At 40.5% G+C, this 16555-nt stretch carries 15 protein-coding genes; 7 read left to right on the top strand and 8 right to left on the bottom strand.

Features of this window, described 5'->3' with window-relative positions:
- Positions 1-38: 38 nt before the first annotated feature.
- Positions 39-716, bottom strand: coding sequence for a peptidylprolyl isomerase (locus CWB80_RS00815; RefSeq protein WP_366035299.1), 678 nt, complete (start codon positions 714-716; stop codon positions 39-41).
- On the opposite strand from CWB80_RS00815, the gene CWB80_RS23205 reads away from it, so the two are divergent.
- The 3 genes from CWB80_RS23205 (at position 685) to ushA (ending at position 2910) form a co-directional block, all read left to right on the top strand.
- Complete coding sequence (locus CWB80_RS23205) at positions 685-792, top strand: AgrD family cyclic lactone autoinducer peptide (RefSeq protein ID WP_365995968.1); 108 nt, start codon at positions 685-687, stop codon at positions 790-792. The two genes, CWB80_RS00815 and CWB80_RS23205, sit on opposite strands and share 32 nt — an antisense overlap.
- 231 nt (positions 793-1023) lie before the next feature.
- On the top strand, positions 1024-1221 hold the full coding sequence (locus CWB80_RS00810) for a hypothetical protein (protein WP_054552199.1): 198 nt from the start codon (positions 1024-1026) through the stop codon (positions 1219-1221).
- Positions 1222-1296: 75 nt separating this feature from the next.
- On the top strand, positions 1297-2910 hold the full coding sequence (gene ushA / locus CWB80_RS00805; RefSeq protein ID WP_138599801.1) for a bifunctional UDP-sugar hydrolase/5'-nucleotidase UshA: 1614 nt from the start codon (positions 1297-1299) through the stop codon (positions 2908-2910).
- 69 nt (positions 2911-2979) lie between these two features.
- On the opposite strand, the gene CWB80_RS00800 is transcribed toward ushA, so the two are convergent.
- Together CWB80_RS00800 and CWB80_RS00795 are read right to left on the bottom strand one after the other, a co-directional pair.
- On the bottom strand, positions 2980-3927 hold the full coding sequence (locus tag CWB80_RS00800) for a hypothetical protein (RefSeq protein WP_054552197.1): 948 nt from the start codon (positions 3925-3927) through the stop codon (positions 2980-2982).
- Positions 3914-4816, bottom strand: a complete 903-nt coding sequence (locus tag CWB80_RS00795) for a type 2 periplasmic-binding domain-containing protein (protein ID WP_054552196.1) — start codon at positions 4814-4816, stop codon at positions 3914-3916. Before CWB80_RS00795 ends, CWB80_RS00800 begins: the two co-directional genes overlap by 14 nt.
- A 218-nt stretch (positions 4817-5034) precedes the next feature.
- Between CWB80_RS00795 and CWB80_RS00790 the strand changes: the two genes are divergently transcribed.
- Entirely contained in the window at positions 5035-5898 is an 864-nt protein-coding gene (locus tag CWB80_RS00790; RefSeq protein ID WP_138599856.1) for a S1/P1 nuclease, read from the top strand.
- 34 nt (positions 5899-5932) lie between these two features.
- Positions 5933-9112 (top strand): TonB-dependent receptor, encoded by a 3180-nt coding sequence (locus CWB80_RS00785; RefSeq protein ID WP_138599802.1) that lies wholly within the window; start codon positions 5933-5935, stop codon positions 9110-9112.
- Positions 9113-9559: 447 nt separating this feature from the next.
- On the opposite strand, the gene CWB80_RS00780 is transcribed toward CWB80_RS00785, so the two are convergent.
- From CWB80_RS00780 to CWB80_RS00760, 5 genes are all read right to left on the bottom strand, one after another.
- Positions 9560-10570 carry an ABC transporter ATP-binding protein gene (locus CWB80_RS00780; RefSeq protein ID WP_138599803.1) on the bottom strand — a complete coding sequence of 337 codons (1011 nt, stop codon included), beginning with the start codon at positions 10568-10570 and terminating at the stop codon, positions 9560-9562.
- An 11-nt stretch (positions 10571-10581) separates the two neighbouring features.
- Positions 10582-12081 carry an ABC transporter permease gene (locus CWB80_RS00775; protein WP_054552193.1) on the bottom strand — a complete coding sequence of 500 codons (1500 nt, stop codon included), beginning with the start codon at positions 12079-12081 and terminating at the stop codon, positions 10582-10584.
- Entirely contained in the window at positions 12081-13121 is a 1041-nt protein-coding gene (locus CWB80_RS00770; protein ID WP_138599804.1) for an extracellular solute-binding protein, read from the bottom strand. The genes CWB80_RS00775 and CWB80_RS00770 overlap by 1 nt, the downstream gene beginning before the upstream one ends.
- Complete coding sequence (locus tag CWB80_RS00765) at positions 13121-13933, bottom strand: hypothetical protein (protein ID WP_138599805.1); 813 nt, start codon at positions 13931-13933, stop codon at positions 13121-13123. Before CWB80_RS00765 ends, CWB80_RS00770 begins: the two co-directional genes overlap by 1 nt.
- Positions 13934-14028: 95 nt before the next feature.
- Positions 14029-14484 carry a MarR family winged helix-turn-helix transcriptional regulator gene (locus CWB80_RS00760; RefSeq protein ID WP_138599806.1) on the bottom strand — a complete coding sequence of 152 codons (456 nt, stop codon included), beginning with the start codon at positions 14482-14484 and terminating at the stop codon, positions 14029-14031.
- Positions 14485-14587: 103 nt separating this feature from the next.
- Between CWB80_RS00760 and hmgA the strand changes: the two genes are divergently transcribed.
- Complete coding sequence (gene hmgA, locus CWB80_RS00755; protein WP_138599807.1) at positions 14588-15883, top strand: homogentisate 1,2-dioxygenase; 1296 nt, start codon at positions 14588-14590, stop codon at positions 15881-15883.
- Between the two features lie 8 nt (positions 15884-15891).
- On the top strand, positions 15892-16521 hold the full coding sequence (gene maiA / locus CWB80_RS00750; protein WP_054563060.1) for a maleylacetoacetate isomerase: 630 nt from the start codon (positions 15892-15894) through the stop codon (positions 16519-16521).
- Positions 16522-16555 lie beyond the last annotated feature (34 nt).

Here is a 16555-nt window from a genome sequence, read left to right as displayed (position 1 = left end):
GGCGCTTTTTAGCGCCTTATTAACTTTGTTGGTTGGAATTATTTACGACGAGCAAAGCCTGCTAGGGCTAATAAAGATAGCATCCATGCAAGACTACCACCTGAACTACTACCGCCGTTGTCTGAAGCGTCATCTTCATCAATCAGCGTGTTTTCTTTTGGTGATAAAGAAGCAGATGAATTAGGGTCATCGTCAATCACAGTTACACTGTTAATGTAAAATAAGTTTTCACCACTAAAACCTGATGTTGTATCTGGGCACTGCTCTTCATTTAAGTTTACTACTGGGATCTCTCCACAATGTACTAATTCTGTGATTTGCTCTATCACAGCCATACTCTGGACAGTTACCTCGCCAAAAACGGTAAAGCCACCATTTTGTAAGTCAAGATTTGCGCTGTTATCTTTTAAATTAAAAAACCACTGACTGGTTGCACTGTTAGCATTGCCACCAAGCTTAGCCATTGCAATGGTACCTTTCACATTAGACAACTCTGGTTCATTAGTAATAGCGTCTGCGGTGTCTATCGCATCAAAGTCAGTACCAAATTTAAAACCCCCACCTTGTAAAATAAAGTTATCAACAGAACGATGGATAACGGTGCCATCGTAGCTACCATCTGCAACATAATTTAAAAAGTTCTCAACTGTAACAGGTGTCTGTTGATCATAAAGATGAATCGTAATGCTGCCCAGGTCCGTTTGCATTTCGACAATAGTTGCATTCGCTGTAAAACTGCTAGCCAATAAAGCTGTTGCAAGTAGATGTTTTTTCATTGTTTATCTTTCCTGATAATTTTTATTATAAAACTGCAAGAAGCTTAAACAAAATAGGCAGGTGCTTAAATAGCAAACAAAACAGTTACACAAAACGCGTCAAATCAATTACATCTCAGTTACATTAATTTACACTGTGTATTCATTATGGTTATAAAAAGTTTAAAGATTAAATCAAAATCGTCTTATCAAATAGGCTCAGTTTGTTAGTATCTGCACGACAACAATGAACACACAGGAATGAACCATGGCGAATGAAGAGAACGCAATATGCGATTTTGGCCTACACCAAGGTGAGCCTTATAGTAAGTTACCCGCTAGTTTTTTAAATTGGATGGTCGGCAATAATCATCTTAAGTCTCATTATGCAGAACAAGAACTACAACGAAGACAACTTGCCGCAACAGGACAACTAAATACAGAAAATAGCGACAAAAGTTTATAAAAGACATTTAATTTAAACTTAAGTCGTTTAAACTAAGCGCATAATTAACCTACTGCTCTATTCAGGCAAACAATTATGCGTTTTTTTTTACTAACATCGCTACTGGTTACCCTAACCGCGTGTAGCTCCTCTTCTAACAATACAGATTCAGCCCAATATTTCACTCTGCTCCATACTAATGATAATCACGGTCGTTTTTGGCATAACGAACATGGTGAATATGGTATGGCTGCTCGCAAGACTTTAATTGATCAATTAAGAGCCGATGCTAAAGCACAAGGACATGCAGTTTTACTGCTGTCTGGTGGCGATATCAATACAGGTATTCCTGAATCAGATCTACAACACGCAGAACCGGATTTTAAAGGTATGTCTGTAATTGGTTACGATGCCATGGCAATTGGTAACCATGAGTTTGATAACCCGCTGGCTGTACTCGATAAACAGCAAAAATGGTCTAACTTCCCTTTTTTATCAGCCAATATTATAGATAAAACGACCGGTGAAACTCGTTATCAAGCATACAAAATCTTTGAAAAAAACGGACTCAAAATTGCTGTCATTGGTTTAACCACAACAGATACAGCAAAAATAGGTAACCCGCAGTATATCGGTGGCCTAGAATTTAAAGACCCTACAGAAGTGACTGCAAAGTTAGCCCCAAAAATTGAAAAGCAGTACAAGCCTGATATCACTATTGCTGTAACGCACATGGGTCACTATGTTGATGCTAACTTTGGTATTAATGCACCCGGTGATGTGACTATGGCGCGTAACTTACCAAAAGGAATGCTAGATATTATTGTCGGCGGTCATTCACAAGAGCCGGTGTGTATGAAAGAAGCCAATGTTGCTGACGAAAGCTTTATGCCAGGTAAAGCGTGTAAGCCTGATCAACAAAACGGTACTTGGATCATGCAAGCCCATGAGTGGGGTAAATATGTGGGAAAAGCTGAATTCAAATTAGAAAACGATGAATTAACTCTGCTCAATTACTCACTTATTCCTGTCAATCTTTATATCGATGATGAAAATGGCAATAAACAGCTAGCGGCTGAGTACATCGAGCCAAACAAAAACTTACAAGACATGCTCGCGGTTTATCAGAAAAAAGGTGCAGCACAAATTGCTGGTAAAATAGGTAACGTGGATGCAAAACTTGAAGGTGACCGCAATAAAGTACGCTATGAGCAAGTAAACTTAGCACGCGTTATTATTGCTGCACAAATGCAGTCAGTGGGTGCTGATTTTGGTTTGATAAGCGGTGGCGGTATTCGTGATAGCATTCAAGTTGGCGATGTTAGTTATAAAGATATTTTAAAAGTTCATCCTTTTAAAAACCGTATCACCTATATTGATATGACAGGCCAAGAGCTATATGACTACTTGCAGGTTGTTACTTCTTTCCCACCTGATTCAGGTGCCTACTTACAATACTATAAGCTAAGCTTCAAACGCGATAACGACACTTTATCTGATGTTAAAATTGCTGGTAAACCACTTGATATGACTAAAACATATCGAATGAGTATTAATAGCTACAACGCCTCTGGTGGTGATGGCTACCCTACGCTTACCAATAAAAAAGGCTTTGTAAGTACAGATGATACCGATGCACAGGCATTAAAACGTTTCTTTGAGCAAAATAGCCCTGTTAAAGCGGCTGATTACACTCCTAAGCAGTTTTAGATACCTAATCATCAATATCTAAATAGATAAAGGGAAGTCAGTGACTTCCCTTTTTACTTTAAAACTAGATTATTTCCCTATGACTTCAATATCGGTGATCTCAATCGACTTCAATCCGTAATGATGTAATCGAGAGCGTGAACCTTCACCATGGGCTTTAGGCGGATAATAGGTTTCTTTTATCTCAAGCTGGTCTTGCCAAACTTCATCAAGGGCTGCCCGAATTTCGCTTAAAGTTTTTTCTAAGCTATTGGTAAAGTTTGGTCGTTTACGTATTGTGTGACCAAGCTCAACTAACCGGTAAAAATACTTGTTCGCTAAAGTCAGTAATTCTTCTGGTACATCTTTATTTTGATTAAGCACTACGTCTGGTTGCTCAATACAAAACTCAACTAAAGCGAGATAAAAACACAATGGTTTATTCGCAAGGGCCACTGTTTTATCGACATCGCAACTAGCAGCCAAGGTTTTATTTTGAAGATCAACTATCAATTTAGGTTTTTCTTCTATCTGAACTGCGACTTCAGGTTCGTTTTTAGCTATTTGAATCTTGGTTCGTTCACTGATAAATAATAAGTAGGTAAATGTAGATGCAAATAAGCAGACCAGAATGAACACAGCTATATCGTTTTTATCTAATAAAGAAGATGCGATAACAAAGCTAACCGTTAATGATTTTTGAGGTGCATGTAATTGCTTAGTAATTAAATCAGCACGAGCAGGATATTCCGAAATACCTTCAATAGAGTAAACCATCACGCCTGAGTCTGCTAATTGAGCATTAAGACGCGTGATATAATTGAGTACCATGTCTCTACTACCGGAGTGCTTCAAAAAACCATCTGGTAAATTTAAATGGTTTAAATCAAGAGCAATACGGTTTTCAACTTTTGCTAAAGTCAGTGCATCATTAGTTGTTGTCTTATAAGCTTTTGCAATAATGAAGGTAGCAAATAATACCAAGCAGCAGCTTAAAAATATTGCGCCATAAACAAGCTTAATTCTAATTGGCAGCATTGCTATCCCCTACTTTCATTGTTTGCTGAGTCGAGTCACATTCCCAAAAAGACTCAACATGATTAAAGTAATGAGAATTTTGATTGTGTGCCAATAGGGTTAACTGCGCTTGAACTGCACATAAAAGGTCGGTGTTCTCGTCCTGCATTTTTAAATACCAACGACTGCCACTTATATTGTCGCGTATAGGCGTAATATAATTTTTAGAAAAACGTTGTTGATCACTGTCTTGCCAATAAGAAGAAATTAAATCAACCTTTCCGCTGGCAAGCAGCTCTCTTAACTCAGTATGGGAACTAGCGTAAGTTATATCTAGGTTTTCTAGGTTGATATCTAATTTTTTAAATAGCTGCTTTGGTAAAATATGTCCTGAGCGACTGGTTGGGTAATCAAGTAAACCAATGCGTTTATCTAAAAAGTAGCTCTTATCAATTCTAGGTTTTTCTTTACTCGAAATTAAATAGGCAGTGTAATCAGGAAATCCAACAACAGCTTGATAGTTGTAAGTTGACTCCGCCATAAAAGCGTTAATTAAATTTTCTTTAGCAAGGATTAAATCAGCAATCCCTTTGCCTAAAAACTCAATCGTGTCTGAGGTTTTATAACCCCAATAAGAGGTTACCTTGCCATATTGTTTACTTATGATGTCATCATTGCATAAGGTTTTAGCAACATCCTCAGCCAACACTTTGCCCGATGAATACACCACTAACTCGTTAAGGTTAACCTCTGATTTGGTATCACATTGAAAAGACGTTTCAATAAATGCATCGATATCAGAAACAGCCGGTTTACCCTGCAAAATTCCGATATAAAAAAACAAAATAACTGATAGAAACAAAAATGTAACAATCGACGATTTTTTTATTAGTATTGTTCTTAAATTCAATTTTAATAGCCAACAACGCTCCGTTGTCTCTATTTGAACAATTATTCTTACTTATTACAACAAGTAATTTTACTTGAATAATTTAAACCATTGATAAATAAAATATATGAACAAGAAATTATGAATCTTATTGAGTCCTTTCTATTTGATTTTAAATTCAGGAAAATATGCCACAAGAAATCGTGCTTCATTGCACATTCATTTTGGACACTGAGTCAATGTTACAAAAAACAATAAAAATGTTGCTGTTATCAACACCAGTTATTTCAGCAGTGTTAAGCACCCCTGCAAATGCATGGGGTCAAAATGGTCATCGTATTGTTGGTGAAATTGCATCTAAGCATATTACAGACACCACTAAACTAGCATTAGTTCCTCTACTCGATGGTGACTCACTAGCACAAGTTGCAACGTGGGCTGATGAAATGCGTTCTGCTCCAGAAAATTTCTGGCAAAAGAAATCTTCGCGCTGGCATTACATTAACTTTAAAGAAGGCGATGCTAAACCCAATTACGATTCAGATGCCCATCATAATAAAGAAACTGTGTCAGATATCCTTGAAGGCATGGAATACTCAATCTCAGTTTTACAAAACCAGAAAGCCTCACTAGCTGAAAAACAGTTCGCACTGCGTTTTTTAGTTCATCTAGTTGGTGACAGCCACCAACCTTTTCATGCCGGACGCGGTGAAGATCGTGGTGGCAACAATATTTCTGTCACATTCTTCGGTCAAGATACCAATTTACATAGCCTATGGGACACAAAACTCATTGAAAATGAAAATTTGTCCTATACTGAGTTTGCGCAATTTATAAATACAACAAATCAAGCGTTAATCACGGACTATCTTGCCAGTTCACCTAGCGATTGGTTAATCGAATCAAATAATATTGCAAATTCACTGTATAACGAAAATGAAACAAACGTAAGTTATAGTTATATCTACAAAAACTTACCCATTGTTAAAACTCGCCTACAACAAGGCGGTATAAGATTGGCTGGTTTATTAAATACGTTATTTGATAAATCAGCAAAACCGTTAGTAAAGGCACTTAAGATGCCAACTGACAGCAAACTATAAATGAAACATAACCTCTAACACGGGAAATAACATAATGAAAATCCAACTCCGCAAAACAGCTCTATCACTTGCTATTGCAGCATGTGTTGGTGTGAGTGGTGCAGCGTTAGCAAATGAAACAACATCTGCTATCAAGGGTCAAATCAAAGGTCCTAGCGGCAACCCTGCTGCTGGCACTAAGATCACTATCGTTCACTTACCTTCAGGTTCAACTAAAGAAACTGAAACGAACGATGCGGGTTACTTCACAGCAAAAGGCCTACGTGTAGGTGGTCCTTACCGCGTTGTTGTAGATTCTGACGTATTCGCAGATCAAACATTCAACAACATTAACCTACAAGTGGGTGCTGACTACCCAGTTAATGTTACGTTAGAGAGACAATCTGATGTAGAACAAATCGTAGTTACTGGTCGCCCTATCAGCCGTATGTCTGGTGGTACAGGTCCTGCTGCAACGTTCACTCTTGAAGATTTAGAAAACCAACCAGCTATCAACCGTGATTTAAAAGATATCATCCGTATCGACCCACGTGTAACTATCGATGATAGCCGCGGTTCAATCAACTGTGGTGGTGGTAACCCACGTTTTAACAGCTTAACCCTTGACGGCGTTCGTATGAACGATAACTTCGGTTTAAGCTCAAATGGTTACCCAACTATCGGTGCTCCTTTCTCTTTCGATTCAATCGAGCAAGTTGCAGTTGAGCTAGCACCATTTGATGTTCAATATGGCGGTTTCACATCATGTAACATCAACGCAGTTACTAAATCTGGTGGTAACGAAGTACACGGTGGTGTTTTCTTCGATTACACAAATGATTCAATGAAAGGCGATAAAATCGAAGGTGAAGACTACGACAACGGTGATTACACTGAAAAACGTTACGGCTTCAACGTTGGTTTACCACTAATCAAAGATAACCTTTTCTTATTCACATCATACGAAAAAGTTGAAGGCGTTAAACAATATGAGTACGGCGGTTTAAACACAGGTAGCGTTTCAGCTGCAGACGTTGCTCGTGTACAGCAAATCGCACAAGACGTATACGGTTATGACGCAGGTGGCATGCCATCTAGTGCTCCAGTAGAAGATGAAAAAATCTTAGTTAAGTTAGACTGGAACATCAACGATGACCATCGTGCAAACTTAATCTATAACTACAATGATGCTTTCACGCTATCTCAATCAGATGCATACAGCGATACAGTAGCTTTAGATAATCACTTCTTCAAGCAAGGTGCTGAGTTTACATCAATCATCGGTTCACTATACTCAGATTGGTCAGACAACTTCTCAACTGAAGTTCGTATTGGTAAGTCAGAGCTAGATGCAACTGTACAATCTTTAGATGCTGCAAGCAGCTTTGGTGAAATGCAAATTGATACCGCTGACGGTGGTACTATCTACATTGGTCCAGATGACTCACGTCAATCAAATGACCTAGACTATGAGACAACGACTGTAAAACTTGCAGGTACTTACTACCTTGATCAACACACGATTACCGGTGGCTATGAGTACGAAAAGCTAGACGTATTTAACCAATTCGTACAGCATACGCAAGGTGAGTGGCGTTTTAACTCTGTAGATGATTTTGAAGATGGAATTGCTGATGGCTTGTACTACAACAATGCTGCGGGTACAAACAACCCGACCGATGCAGCTGCAAGCTTCTCTTATGCTCAGCATACTTTCTATGTACAAGATGAGTATAGCTTCACAGATTTAGATGCGACGTTAACATTTGGTCTTCGCTATGATAAATACACAAGTGACGACAAACCAAATTACAATAAGAACTTTGCTGATCGTTACAAATCACCTGCGAACCCTAATTTCAATAACCAAGCTACATTCGATGGTATAGATCTACTGCAACCACGTGTTGGCTTTGAATGGTATGCAACAGACTCGTTAGAAGTACGTGCAGGTGTAGGCCTATTCTCTGGTGGTAACCCGAACGTTTGGTTATCTAACTCGTACTCAAACGACGGTATCACTAATATTAGTACCGGTATTAAAGATGTAGACGGTGTTTATTATCTAGATGAAGAACAAAGACAAGCACGTCTAAACCTATTTGACACTCCAAATGTTAATGGTGGTACTCCAGGTTACGAAGTACCTCAAGATTTATATGATAAAGTTGCTAACACTGAAATAGGTGCAGGTGACTCATCAGTAAATGCTGTTGACCCAGACTTTGAAATGCCATCAGAGTGGAAATACTCAGTAGGTGCAACATACACAACTGAAGATGAATACGTTTTCTCTCTAGATTACTTATTCACTAAGCGTAAAGATGCTGCAATTTTACAAGACATCGCATTACAAGATTCAGGCAGAACTACATTTGACGGTCGTCCAATTCTTGAGTCTATCGAAGGTCGTAGCGGTGACTTACTGCTGACTAACGTAAGTGGTGATAGCGGTGAGTCTCACATCATTTCTGCTGCAATGAGTAAGCGTTTTGATAACGGTATTAGCGTACAACTTGCTTATGCTTACACTGACTCAACAGATGTAAACCCAATGACTAGCTCTGTAGCGAGTTCAAACTACGGTAACATGGCGACATACGATCCGACTAACCCAGGTGCACACACATCTGATTACGAGATCCCTCATCGCTTCACAATGACATTAGGTTATACAACTGAGTTGTTTGATGGCTACAGCACACGTTTCAACTTATTCAGCGAAACGTTCAAAGGTCTACCTTACAGCTATACATATAACGGTAGTGACGGTGTTTGGGGTGATAGCAACTCTAACCGCAGCCGTCAGCTAATGTATATCCCTGAAGTAAATGACCCTAACGTTGTTTACGACATGACACCTGAAGAAGTAACTGAGTTTAACGAGTGGATTTCAGCTCAAGGCCTTGAACGCGGTGAAATCGTTGGCCGTAACAGCCAAAATGCTGATTGGTTCACTAAAGTTAACTTCAAGATGACTCAAGAGTTACCTGGTTTCATGCCTGGTCACAAAGGTGAAGTATTCTTCGTTATCGATAACTTAACTAACATGTTAAACGATGACTGGGGCGTACTTAAGAAAGGTAACTTCGTTGGTAACCGTATGATCAAAACATCAATCGATGACCAAGGTCGTTACGTATACTCTGACTTCAGCCCTAACAATGGTAAAACTGCAACTCAAAGCGGTGCATCAGTTTGGGAAATGCGTGTAGGTGTACGTTACACATTCTAATAACAAGTTAACCTTGTTATAAAGCAAAAGCCCGCCCCTACTGGCGGGCTTTTTACGTTTGGGGGAAAGTTGGCAAGAGTAAAGTTAGCGAGTTGCTAGGTAGCAGCGATTTTACATCGCGCCCTTCTACATAAAACCTAGACCTAACACCTGATAAATCTTTTCGTAGGACTGGCTTTAGCCGGGAATGGTTGTAGAAATGAGATACGAGATACGAGAGGAAAATAAGCCAGTACCAAGATTAAAGCTTGAAGTAACAAATTAATGCATTTATATGAAGCAGATTTTACATCGCGTCTGAGGGCTGATGTTTAACTCGATCTAAGATTGTTATGTAGGTCGTCATTTATGGCGACAAATGTTTAAACACCGAATGATGACGGGCTAAAGCCCGACCTACACTGATATGTAAATGCAGGCCAATGAGACCTGCACAGTTATGTCTATTTAAGCTGCGTAAACCGCAAGTGGATGTGTTGTATTAATAGAAACATGTACTTCATCACCTGGGCGTACCATCACTTCATGGCTAACACGGCTTGTCACCACAGTATCACATGCCAGTTTAACAGCGCATAAACGGCTACCACCTTCGTAACGTACCCATGTCACTTTACCATTGCTAGTAGCTGCATTTTGAATAAGATTAATATCATCAGGGCGAAGTAATACATCAACCTTCGCGGTTTCATGATCAACCTTAATAGCTGGGGCATTACCTAAATCAGTGGTGGCGATATCACCTTCACAGTTACCGGCAATGAAACTTGCTTCACCTAAGAAACGTGCAACAAAGCGATTGCTTGGTAAGCTAAAGCAGCGTTCAGGGGTATCTATTTGCTGAATAATCCCTTCTTTCAGTACGCCAACTCGGTCACCGACAGATAAGGCTTCTTCTTGGTCATGGGTTACCCAAATAGCAGGTACACCCGCATCTTTTAATGCATTACGAATATCCCAACGAAGGGTATCTTTTAAAGCTGCATCAAGGTTTGATAACGGTTCGTCAAGCAATACAAAGTCAGGTTCGTGAGCCAATGTACGGGCAAGTGCTACACGCTGCTTTTGACCACCCGATAAAGTAGCGGGCTTTTTATCACGAAAAGCTTCAAGACCCAGTAACTTAATCCAGTGATCTGCTTTTGAAGTATCGGTTAATCTAAAGCAAATATTTTGCTGTACTGTTAAATGCGGGAATAACGCAAAGTCTTGAAATACCATCCCTACTTTACGCTTTTCTGGTGGCACTTTTAATTTGGGTGTTGCCCGCCATGAGCCTAAGTTAATTTCGCCTTCGCTGATAGGAATAAGCCCTGCTAACGCTTGTAAAATTGTACTTTTACCACAGCCAGTTGGACCAACTAGCATGAGGATCTCACTTTCCCCAAGTGATAAGTTAAGTTCACTTACCACACGATTGCTACCATAATCGATAGACAGCTTACTAACTGATAGCATTAAACTGATCCTTAATGTTCTAATTGACTGCGCTTTTCACCTGAGAGCATTATAGCTAAGCCACATGCTGATATCACTACTAACAAGAGCCCAGGAATGGCAGCGCGACCGAAATAACCGGCTTCATAAACTCGCCACAAATAGGTTGATAGGGTTTCAAATCCTGTTGGGCCGAGTAACAATGTTGCTTCAAGCTCTCGCATTGATTCTAAAAATACCAAGGCTGCACCAGCAATGATACCGCGCAGTGTTAAAGGCAGGGTAATACGCATAAATGCTTCACGAGGGCTTGCGCCTAATACGCGTGCTGATTTAATTAAACTCGAATCTAAGTGCTCTGTGCTGGTTCGCACAGAGCCAACTGCCAACGGTAAGAAGCGCAGCACATAGGCAATCACTAATAATGCCAGAGTTTGGTATAAAAGCGGTAATTGCAGGCCACCATAAACAAGTGCAGTACCCATTACGATACCAGGAATACCAAATCCGAAATAAGTAACCCGTTCCATAATGCGCCCTACTTTACCGCTTAAGGCAGCATGCGCTACAGGCACAGCAACCACAACAGCGACAATAGCCGCAATGCCAGATGCATAAGCTGAGTTCCACGCAATGCTGAAATCAAAATCAGCAACACCATCACGGGCAAGCCAAAGGGTAAAAATGGCTAACGGCAAACAAATAGCCAATAATAAAACAGGTAGAAAAGTCACCAGCATGGCTAACTTTTGCCCGTTAGATGGGAATAACATCAGCGGTCTACCGTGGCGCTCTGAAGCCGTTTTAATTTGTGATTCGATGAACAGTAAAAAGCCTACTATTACCATTAATTGAAGCGACAACATCGCTGCACGACTTAAGCCAAAGGCGTTATATTCAACATAAATTACCCGAGTAAAGGTATCTAAGCGCATCATCGCCGGTGTACCAAAATCTGATAGGGTATAAAGTGCAACCAGTAATGAGCCCGCCGCAATACCGTTTATTACGCGCGGTAATATGACTTTAAACACACTCATCGGCATCGACATGCCTAAAGTGCGAGCCGCGTTTACCATGCTGGCATCGAGACTAAGTAAAGACGAACGCGTAGTTAGCATCACAAACGGAAATGTGTATAGCGTCATTACAATGGCTGCCCCCGTTAAGCCATACATAGGCGGGGTTTCAAAGCCTAGCAGCTGATTTATCTCACCACCGGGGCCAAATGCTGCATATAAAGTAAACGCGCCAATATAACTTGGAATAGCAAGTGGCGCTGCAAACAAAACAAGCCAAAGCTTTTTAAAAGGAAGTTGAACATAGGCACTAATAAACGCCAGAGGCACGCCAATTAAAATAGAGCCTAAAACAGTTAACACCATAAGTGATAAAGTGTTACCAAGAATTTTTAAATTATGACTATCAAAAACAGCCGTCGCATCACTGGCTAAGGTGATCAGAATATAAACTGGCACTAACGCCAAAAGCGCTGCAAGCAGCGCCATGGGATAAGAAGCAGGTATGCGCATTATAAAATACCGCTACTGCGCATAAGGTCAAGTGTTGGCCTTAAATCTGCCAATTGAGTTAAATCGATTTTCGGCGGTGACACATCCGTTAATGCTGGTAACCCAGCAGGCTGTTCAATGCCCTGGATCAATGGAATTTCGTACGCTTCACGTGCTAAGTAACTTTGTACTTCAGAACTTAGTAAGTAGCGCATAAAGTTCATTGCATTTGGGTTGGCTGTCAGTGATAACACACCTGATGCATTAACTAAACAACCGGCATCTTGATTGGTAAAAGCAAGATCAAGGTTTGCATCTGGTTTACCTGATTTAAGACGTAACGTGTAATAATGGTTTGCAAAACCAATATCCACTTCACCACGTTCAACGGCCATCACTACGCCAAGCTCGCCGGCATAGGTTTTCGAGCGTTTTTGAACTTTCTTAAGCCATTTAGCCGTTTTATCTTCACCTTCAAGAATGCGCATTGCCGTGACAAATGATTGGAAAGAAGCATAAGCAGGTGCCCAACCAATTGATAAATCGCTATCGGCAATAGCCATTATGCTATCTGGGATCTGATCTTTTGATAAACGCTTAGTGTTGTAAGGTAATGTACGAATACGACCTGTCACTGGTGCCCAGCCCGGATAGCGGAACTGCGGTTGTAATTGCGCTTCTAAGTCACTTGGTAGCGGTTTAGCTAAACCTGCGTCGGTGACTAGACCAATCGCACCTGAGTCAACGGCCCAAAATAAATCAGCACGTTTAACACCCGCTTTTGCTTCAGCCACAATCATGTTGGCAAGTGCAGCAGTTGGGCCACGGCGAATTGATAAATTAAGTTTTGGGTTTTTCTTTTGGATTGATTGCAGTACGTTTTCGTACAAACCACCTTCACCACGACCTAAATATAAGGTTAAGTCACCCTCTAGGGCGGGTAAGTCTTTCACTGAAATTGGGCTTGCAGCAGAGGCTGCAAAGGCACGAGAAAGAGGTAGTGGCATTGCGCCCACTACCCCAAACGCAGCCAGGCCTTGAATAAAGGTCCTACGCTTCACTAAAATACATCCTTACGTGCTTTTTCGGCTTCTTCTAGTAACACCTTAGCGCGATCTAGTTTTTCTTGCATATCAACAACCACTGCACGTACTTGGTCAACAGGCCCTTTATCAGAAATAGCTTTAGGCAGGGTTACGTTAAAATCTTTTTCGAGAACTTCTACTAACTTCGCATCTTTTTCGATAAGTGTACCTTCAACACCTTCGAATAAGTGAAGGTAAGTATCGTGTACAATTTGCGTTGCTTCATCGCTTAAACGTTCTGCGTATTTTGCAACAACACGGTCTAATTTATGTTTGATCTCATCGATAGTAGCGCTTTGCGTCATTGTTTCAGAAGCAGTTGCTTTTACAGCTTTTAATAAGCCTTTTTGCTGGAAGTCGGCAGCAAGTTTAACAGCTCCAAGACCCTGCCACAAGGCAGCATTTAAGGCCTTTTGATGCTCACGTACTTCGCTTGCTGGTTTTTTGTCATCAATAGCCATTTTGATACCATAAATCCCTTGCCAGATTGATGCATAAACCGGTACATAATTCGTTTCAATCGCACTGTGAAACTTTACTGATTCCCAGTATTCAATTAAATCATCGCTTTTAACTGCTTTTGCGCCTTTTGTTTCATAATCGGTAACCATGGTGTCAACTTTACCGATCATCCACTCAACGTCTTCTGAGTAATCTTTTAAATTTTCTTTTAGATGATTAACGTGCTCACCAATTGGGCCATTTGCCAATACAGGTTGGGCAATAAAAGTAGATGCTAATACTAGGCTAAGACCTAGTGTTTTAACGGTGTTTAACGCTAATTTCATAGGGGGGACATCCAAGTTTCTAATTGTAAATGATAGCCATTATCATATACGTATCGATTGTCTAAATCAATTGCTATAAAGCCTTGATTACAGATTTAAACATTTTTATTTAAGTGATTGGAAAGCTTACTAAGAGTGTTCATAAATTGTTTAAGTTCTTGGCTATCTAAGTCACTCACTAAACTTGCTTGCCACTCATTTGCTAACGGCACAATTTGTTCATGAAGACGGTTCCCCTCAACGGAAAGCGATAACAAACTTGCGCGTTTATCCTTAGGGTTTTCTTTGGCTATTATAAGGTTTCTGGTCAATAGCGACTTTACTGCTCGAGACACCGTTGATTTATTCATTCGTGCCATATCACATAATTCTTTAGCAGTGCGCTCGCCATATTGGGCCAAATTCGCAACTATACGCCATTGTGGCACGGTTAAATCGAACTGCTGTTGATATAGCTCACTAAACTGTTCACTCATTTGCATTGCAATATTAGTTAGTGAATAAGGTAAGAACTGTTGTAAATCGAGCGTTGTTTGATTATCTGTCGTCATGGCTGCACTACTGTCAAAGAATATTTACACAAGTAAATTCAGTGTAGTTTGAATTTAGTCTCACATGAGAGTATCTTACCTAAAACCTTTCAGGAGTCTAGTGATGAATAACGAATTACAATATATGACAGGCTTTGGTAATGAATTGGAAACCGAAGCATTACCCGGTGCATTACCTATCGGTCAATTCAGCCCGCAAAAAGTAAAATACGATTTATATGCTGAGCAGTTCAGCACAACGGCATTTACAGCGCCCCGTGCTGATAACCGTCGTACTTGGTTTTACCGCATTCGCCCGTCTGTAATACAAGGTGATTACACGCCAATTGATAATGGCCTTATTCGCACCGCTCCTATTACAGAAGTGCCAACACCTCCGACAATGCTGCGTTGGGATCCAATTGACATTCCTTCGAAGCCAACTGATTTTATAGATGGTTTAGTCACTATGGCTGCCAACGGTAGTGCCAATGCACAAACAGGTATTGGTATTCATATTTATGTCGCTAATAAATCAATGCAACACCGTTACTTTTATAATGCTGACGGTGAAATGTTATTCGTGCCGCAACAAGGTGAGCTATTACTTAAAACCGAGTGCGGGATACTCACCGTTCGTGCAGGAGAAATTGCCGTAATTCCTCGTGGCATTAAGTTCGCAGTTGATTTGCTCACCGATACAGCACGTGGCTACATCTGTGAAAACTATGGCCATGCCTATATTTTACCAGAGCGCGGCCCAGTGGGTGCCAATGGTTATGCTAATGACCGTGACTTCCACTACCCTGTAGCTGCTTTTGAAGATGTAGAAGGTGATTTTGAACTCGTTGCTAAATTCAATGGCAATATGTTCCGTTGTGATATTGGCCACTCGCCATTAGATGTGGTTGCTTGGACGGGTAACAGTGCACCTTACAAGTATGACCTTGCTCGATTCAATGTTATGAATACAGTAAGTTACGATCACCCAGATCCATCAATCTTTACTGTATTAACATCACCATCGGGTACAGAAGGTGTCGCTAATATCGATTTTGCTATCTTCCCTCCACGTTGGATGGTGGCTGAGAACACATTCCGCCCACCTTATTACCACCGTAATATTATGAGTGAGTTTATGGGCTTAATCGAAGGTGTGTACGATGCCAAAGAACATGGCTTTGTACCAGGTGGTTCGAGCTTACATAACTGTATGTCGCCACATGGTCCAGAAGCAGATGTATTCGAAAAAGCATCAAATGCTGAGCTTGAACCACAACGCTACGAAAACACTTTGGCATTTATGTTCGAATCGCGTTACGTTATTTCACCAACTAAATATGCCCTTGAAGGTAAAGAGCGTCAGCCTAACTACACAGATTGTTGGCGCACTATTAAAAAACATTTCACAGGTAAATAGGACGTATAATGAAACTTTATAGCTATTTTCGTTCATCAGCTGCATACCGAGTTCGCATTGCGCTTAATTTAAAGAACATTGATCACGAGTTGGTGACGGTTAATTTATTAAAATCAGAACAGCAAAGTGACGAGTACCTAGCTAAGAACCCACAAGGGTTATTGCCAGCACTTGAAACTGATCAAGGTGTACTTGCGCAATCGCTGGCTATTTTAGAGTGGTTAGAAGAAACTCATCCAGAAACGCCTCTTTTAACGGGTGATGCATGGCAAAAAGCTCAGATCCGTAATTTATGTTATGCCGTAGCGTGCGATATCCACCCTATCGATAATTTGCGTGTATTAAAGTACTTGGCTAACGATCTTGGTGTTGATGAAGAAGCAAAAACGACCTGGTATAAGCATTGGGTAGAAGTTGGCTTTGAAAGTATCGAAAAGCTACTTAATGAAGCGAACACTTTTTGTGTGGGCAACAAACCAACGCTTGCTGATGTGTGCTTAGTGCCGCAAGTATTTAATGCCTTGCGCTTTAAAGTCGATATGACCAAGTACCCTAAAATTGCTGCGGTATATGAGCAATGTAATAAGCTTGATGCCTTTATTGATGCTGCACCGCAAAACCAGCCAGATGCGATTTAAGCTTTAAGATTTGTTTTTAAAAAGGCCCGAACAT

Source organism: Pseudoalteromonas sp. S1650, assembly GCF_005887195.1.
GTDB lineage: Bacteria > Pseudomonadota > Gammaproteobacteria > Enterobacterales > Alteromonadaceae > Pseudoalteromonas > Pseudoalteromonas simplex.
This window is presented reverse-complemented; position numbering and strand designations above follow the sequence as displayed.

Bases quoted from the DNA above. Each gene is read 5' to 3' on its own strand.
- CWB80_RS23205 (WP_365995968.1), top strand. From the start codon at position 685: ATGCTGCCCAGGTCCGTTTGCATTTCGACAATAGTTGCATTCGCTGTA.
- CWB80_RS00810 (WP_054552199.1), top strand. From the start codon at position 1,024: ATGGCGAATGAAGAGAACGCAATATGCGATTTTGGCCTACACCAAGGT.
- ushA (WP_138599801.1), top strand. From the start codon at position 1,297: ATGCGTTTTTTTTTACTAACATCGCTACTGGTTACCCTAACCGCGTGT.
- CWB80_RS00800 (WP_054552197.1), bottom strand. From the start codon at position 3,927: ATGCTGCCAATTAGAATTAAGCTTGTTTATGGCGCAATATTTTTAAGC.
- CWB80_RS00790 (WP_138599856.1), top strand. From the start codon at position 5,035: ATGTTACAAAAAACAATAAAAATGTTGCTGTTATCAACACCAGTTATT.
- CWB80_RS00785 (WP_138599802.1), top strand. From the start codon at position 5,933: ATGAAAATCCAACTCCGCAAAACAGCTCTATCACTTGCTATTGCAGCA.
- CWB80_RS00780 (WP_138599803.1), bottom strand. From the start codon at position 10,570: ATGCTATCAGTTAGTAAGCTGTCTATCGATTATGGTAGCAATCGTGTG.
- CWB80_RS00775 (WP_054552193.1), bottom strand. From the start codon at position 12,081: ATGCGCATACCTGCTTCTTATCCCATGGCGCTGCTTGCAGCGCTTTTG.
- CWB80_RS00765 (WP_138599805.1), bottom strand. From the start codon at position 13,933: ATGAAATTAGCGTTAAACACCGTTAAAACACTAGGTCTTAGCCTAGTA.
- CWB80_RS00760 (WP_138599806.1), bottom strand. From the start codon at position 14,484: ATGACGACAGATAATCAAACAACGCTCGATTTACAACAGTTCTTACCT.
- hmgA (WP_138599807.1), top strand. From the start codon at position 14,588: ATGAATAACGAATTACAATATATGACAGGCTTTGGTAATGAATTGGAA.
- maiA (WP_054563060.1), top strand. From the start codon at position 15,892: ATGAAACTTTATAGCTATTTTCGTTCATCAGCTGCATACCGAGTTCGC.